We start from the raw sequence: 5561 nt of genomic DNA, 5'->3' as shown, positions 1-5561 counted from the left end.
TATGGCAACTACTTTTAATTTATCTATAGTACCATTTCTAAATACTTTATTTTTTACAATGGTTTTTATTATATGTTTATGAATTTCTTTTAATCCATCTAAATCAAAATCACTTAAGGAGCGCCTAACGGCATCAATGCGTGGCATTTTAGTTTTTTTAGGTATTACTTTTTTAAACTTGCCTTTTTTAAGCCAATGTTCTAATCTATTGAAACTTCTTATCTGAAGCATAAATCCAAATAACACCACGAAGGTAATTGTTGAAATTTTTACATCAGATTTTATTCTTTTATCTTTTAAGTTATTGATTTTTTCACCTATATCGTATACCTTATTAATATAAGTAAGTAATTGTTTTAAATAACTTTTACTCATTTTATCAGCATCCTTTTTAAGTTGGTTTCTAGTAAAAACTATTATAAAAAGGATGCTTTTATTATGCAAATTTTTTCTCTAAAATTTCCAGCAAAAATCAGAATTTATGGTTTTTAACCTAACCCTCAATCATTCATTATAAATCAGCGGGCTCACGCCCCAAAAATTTTTAAGTGCTAAACTTCTGTTAATATTTCTTTAAATATCAAAAAACTACTATTTAATTACCCTTTAAAGTATATCATTTTTTTAAATATAACTCATAAATATAGCTTAAACGCAGCATAAGGCCACTACTTAAAACATATCCATAGCAGCCTCATACTTATTAATACATGCCCTTTACTTATATTTTTTTGTCTAAATTAAATTATTTTAAAATTTAACTTAATTAATGCATACGTCCGTTTACATTATGATACAATTCTTCTGCACTGTTTATCATCCTTTTACCAACTTTTCTTATTCTTTTTCTTGTGCGCCTATCCATGTTAGAAGCCACCATAAGACCTGTGGCAATACCAGCTATAGCTCCAATGGTCATTTTGTTCATCATTCTTACCTTCAAATCACACACCACCTTTCAACTTCTTTTATAAACAGAGCTCTTAGCTTCAGATGGGGTTTTACTCCATCTGAAGGTTAGAGATCGTTATCCAGGGACGTAGCTGCCGTTAACTCCCGCTTTGTTAGAAGTGGGAGTGTTACGGCAGGTAGTCATCGGATAAACAGAGCTCTTAGCTTCAGATGGAGTTTTTACTCCATCTGAAGGTTAGAGATCGTTATCCAGGGACGTAGCTGCCGTTAACTCCCGCTTTGTTAGAAGTGGGAGTGTTACGGCAGGTAGTCATCGGATAAAATAATTATTACTATTATGATGTGCAATTTATAAAAAATAATCCTTATTAAATTTTTTGAAATGTAGAAAAATGAATTTTTGCCACTTCATTAAGTCGCTGTTTACCAAACTTATAGGCAAATTCGCTGCCCACTTCTATGGTGATTTTTGAAGCTCCCTTTACAAACTCTATTCCATAATCATTGCTCATTTTATCCATGCTTTTAACAAAAGCATCTCTTGCAATTATACTAGCTGCAGCCACTACCACATTTTCCTCCGCTCTAGGCCTCTGCTCTAAATTCACATTTCTTCCCTTTTCCATTAAAGCATTTTTTATAAGCATTGGATTTCCAAATTGATCAGATAGGACATTAGGACAATCCACCTTTTCCAAAATATTTTCAATTACTCTAGCATGTCCCCAAGCTAAAAGTTTGTTTAAATTGCCTACTCTTTCATAAATTTCATTGTATTTTTTATTACCTATTAAAACAATGGAATATTTGCATAATTTTTTTATATCCTCTGCTAAAGCAGATATTTTTTTATCCGTAAGCTTTTTACTATCATCTACTCCCAATGTTCTAAGTATCCTTTGAGTTTTTTCATCTGCATAAACACCTGCTATTACCAAAGGTCCAAAAAAATCTCCTTTTCCAGACTCATCCGTTCCTATAAGCGGTTTATCCTCTGATTTATCCTCATGAGGATTTTCTTCAGTTTCACTACTATTCATATTTTTTTTCTTTAAATTTTCACTAGTGATCAAATCTCCATTTAACTGTTCTTTATCTCTATAATCACTATTTTCTAGATTTTCTTCTTCATATCCCATTAAAACTCCCCTTATAAATTGTTCATTTTTAGGAATTTTAACACCAGAAAAGTCACAGGTTATACCCCTTTTTTTACTTTGATAAACCCTTATATTTTCTCTCTTTCCATTGACTATAACTCCAAATTGAAGCCCGTAATTTATCTCTTTATAGTCTTCTACCTTTAATCCTCTAGAAACTAATTTTTCTTTCATGTATTCATAACATTGAAACTTGTCCTTTATACTACTTAGCCACTCCATCTTTGCACCTATCCTTTTTATTACCTTTATTCACCTTAGATTCTTCATTAAATTCCTCTTGAACTTTTTCTTCCTTAGAAGCTCTTAAAGCAAATAAAAGCTTTGATACTTTGTCTGCCCCTAATACATTAGACATATAGTATACCCCTTCTTTTACCATAGCTATAATATCCTCTTCCCCCTGCCAGTTCTCTAATATTACCTCTTCATCAATATGGTTAAAAAGTTTGTTAAGTCCAAAGAACGCTATAGCCACATCATCTATTTTACCTATAAAAGGAATAAAATCCGGAAATATATCTATAGGTAAACCTAAATAGGTTATTATAAGTGCCAATTGAACTTTTACCTTTTTACTAACTCTTTTATCTTTAAAAAGCCTTACAAAAAGAGCTGCCATGTCCGGCATAATCATTGCATATTTAGCTATGCTTTTGTATTTATCTGGCACCTTTTTTATGATATTATTTCTAACTTCAGTATATCCATCTTGCTTTTTTTCTATAACAATTATATCTTCCTGCTCATTTAATTCTTCAGAAGATGCTTCTTCATCTTTTTTTAATAATTCCTTTAAATCTATGTTTAAACCATCCACTTCCACTTTCATTTCTTCTTTTACACTTATGGATAAAATATTGAATTTAGCACCTGGAATGTATTCTTCCAACTTATCCAATGCTACAACTACATAATCCTTGTCCACAAAAATCCCATACTCTTTTAAAGAAGCCAAAGCCTTTTTAATACCAAAATTTTTAAGAAAATTAAACACCTTAAATTTGCCCACTTTTATTTCTTTAATTTTTAACTTAATCATATTATTTACCACATCGCATACCTCTAATGTTGCTCCAAAGGATATGCTTATTTTACCATCATAACTCCCTTTAATTATAATATCCTCATTAAGCAGAATTTCATTTATATTTAACCCCTTGTTGGGTAAAAATTCCTCTATTAAATCTTTTAATATACTTAATAAATCTTCACTGCTTAATGCAACATTCACCGAAGAAATCCTCATACTGCTTCCCCCTTATCTTATTAATTTATAATTCAAAAAACTCCCAAAGGAGTTTTTTCCTTCATTGTCAATTGTCAATTGTCCATTGTCCATCGTCAATTGTCCATTGTCAATTGTCCATCGTCCATCGTCAATTCCAAATAGAGCTTAATTCTCAATTTTACATCTTAATTTTATAAAGTAAAAATTTCCTTACTAATATCCGCTTACATTAATAATACTACACTTACCTATTCAATTCCACGAATTTTTCACATTTTTAAGGGTTATTTGTAAACCTTTTTCCATGATTTACTTTAGAAAAAATATTAGACTTTATGAAAATTATTTTGTATAATAAAGTTGTTCGACACATTTCGACATTGAAATTAGAAAGGATGATATGATGGATAAAAATAAGAAAAAATTATTATTTTTACCAGCTATACTAGGAATACTCTCATTAACATGTTTAATATATTTTAAACTTCCCTTTAATAACACTTCTGAAAAATCCTATATAGAATTTATGAAAGATGTTTCACAAAATAAAGTGGAAAGTATTTATGACACCACTTCACCAGTTATAAGTGTAAAATTAAAGGATGGAAAAGTATATAAAACAGACAACCCTAGAAAAGAAGATTTTAAAGAACAACTTTTAAAATTAGGCATAAAGGTAAAAGAGGAGTCTTTAGTAGATTTAAGATTTTTACTTCCTTCTTTAGGACTTTTATTTTCTGCTGGAGCCGTAGGTGTAACTCTTTTAAACATGAATAAAACAGGCAAAAAAGGTCTATTTTCAGTTTCTTCTATAGATACTGAGGCTGTAAAAGAAATGCCTTTTGATTTTAATAGTGTAGCAGGTAATGAGGAAGCTAAAGAAAGCTTAAAGGACATTGTGGATTTTTTAAAGTCCCCAGAAAAATATAAGAAATACGGTGCTAGAATACCTAAAGGAATAATACTTTACGGTGACCCTGGTACTGGTAAAACCCTTTTAGCTAAGGCCATAGCTGGTGAGGCAGAGGTTCCATTCTTTCCTGTATCTGGTTCGGACTTTGTACAAGTATATGTGGGGGTAGGTGCTGGAAGAATAAGAAGCTTATTTAAAAAAGCCAAATCCCACGGAAAAGCCGTAATATTTATAGACGAGATAGATGCCATCGGTAAAAAAAGAAGCGATTCTAACTCCGGAGGCGCTGATGAAAGAGATCAAACTTTAAATGCTCTACTTACTCAAATGTCAGGTTTCCAAGAGGATGAGGGCATTGTAGTAATAGCTGCCACTAATAGATTGGACATACTGGATGAAGCTTTATTAAGACCTGGTAGATTTGATAGGCATATAGAAGTATCACTTCCAGACGTTTCTGCCAGAGAAAAAATATTAAATCTACATCTTAAAAATAAGCCTTGTAAAAATATAAATATAAAAGAATGGGCTAAAAAAACAGCTTATTTCTCTGGTGCAAAGCTAGAAAGCTTAGTAAATGAAGCTGCTATACTGGCTTGTAAGGATAATAGCATAAATATTGAAGACCTACACATGGACAGGGCTTATTCCATCGTTTTAGCTGGATATGAAAAAATAAATAGAGATTTTATAAAAGAAAAAGATAGAAATATTACTGCTTACCATGAAATAGGACATGCTCTTACTTCCATGTATGTTCTTCCTGAAGAAAAAGTTTCAAAGGTTACTATAATACCTAGCACTAAAGGAGCTGGCGGCTATACCTTAAGCATCCCAGCTGATAACATGTACCAAAGCAAAGATTATTTATACAAAAGAATTATGGTAGCTTTAGGTGGACGAGCTGCTGAAGAAATAATTTTCGGCAAAGCTCACATAACCACCGGTGCATATAATGACCTGCAAAAGTGTACAGAAATAGCCTTTAACATGGTAACTCAATATGGTATGGGTAAAAAATTTGGTTTACTTTCCCTTAACAATATTTCACCTAATGGAGAAACCACCAATGAAATACTTGCAGAATGCAGAGACTTAGTAGACTCTCTTTATGAAAAAACAAAGGATTTACTTATGGAAAACAAAGAAGAGCTATGTGAACTTTCTAAGCTTTTAATTGAAAAAGAGACGCTTTATTATGAAGACCTAAATTAGGTACTAGGTGCTAGGTACTAGGTGCTAGGTACTGGGTACTAGGTACTAGGTACTAGGTACTAGGTACTGGGGACTAGGTACTGGGTACTAGGTACTGGGGACTAGGTACTGGGGACTAGGTACTAGGTGC

General features: G+C 31.8%; 5 protein-coding genes. 1 reads left to right on the top strand and 4 read right to left on the bottom strand.

Annotated elements, in window-relative coordinates; all coding sequences use genetic code 11:
• From FGK85_RS14410 to FGK85_RS14395, 4 genes are all read right to left on the bottom strand, one after another.
• Positions 1-375 (bottom strand): hypothetical protein (locus tag FGK85_RS14410; protein WP_341472459.1); only part of this gene is annotated, 375 nt, incomplete at its 3' end.
• A gap of 391 nt (positions 376-766) precedes the next feature.
• A complete protein-coding gene (locus tag FGK85_RS14405) occupies positions 767-943 on the bottom strand; it encodes a YtxH domain-containing protein (protein WP_138207772.1) in 177 nt (58 codons plus the stop codon).
• A 337-nt stretch (positions 944-1280) separates the two neighbouring features.
• Positions 1281-2294, bottom strand: coding sequence for a ribonuclease HIII (rnhC, locus tag FGK85_RS14400; protein ID WP_207670539.1), 1014 nt, complete (start codon positions 2292-2294; stop codon positions 1281-1283).
• Complete coding sequence (locus tag FGK85_RS14395; RefSeq protein ID WP_138207770.1) at positions 2278-3321, bottom strand: YkvA family protein; 1044 nt, start codon at positions 3319-3321, stop codon at positions 2278-2280. Before FGK85_RS14395 ends, rnhC begins: the two co-directional genes overlap by 17 nt.
• Before the next feature lie 385 nt (positions 3322-3706).
• Between FGK85_RS14395 and FGK85_RS14390 the strand changes: the two genes are divergently transcribed.
• Positions 3707-5431, top strand: coding sequence for an ATP-dependent metallopeptidase FtsH/Yme1/Tma family protein (locus FGK85_RS14390; protein ID WP_138207768.1), 1725 nt, complete (start codon positions 3707-3709; stop codon positions 5429-5431).
• Positions 5432-5561: the final 130 nt, after the last annotated feature.

Source organism: Haloimpatiens lingqiaonensis, from assembly GCF_901447495.1.
Classification (GTDB): domain Bacteria; phylum Bacillota; class Clostridia; order Clostridiales; family Clostridiaceae; genus Haloimpatiens; species Haloimpatiens lingqiaonensis.
The sequence above is the reverse complement of the archived record's forward strand: the minus strand, read 5'-3'. Positions and strand labels throughout refer to the sequence as shown.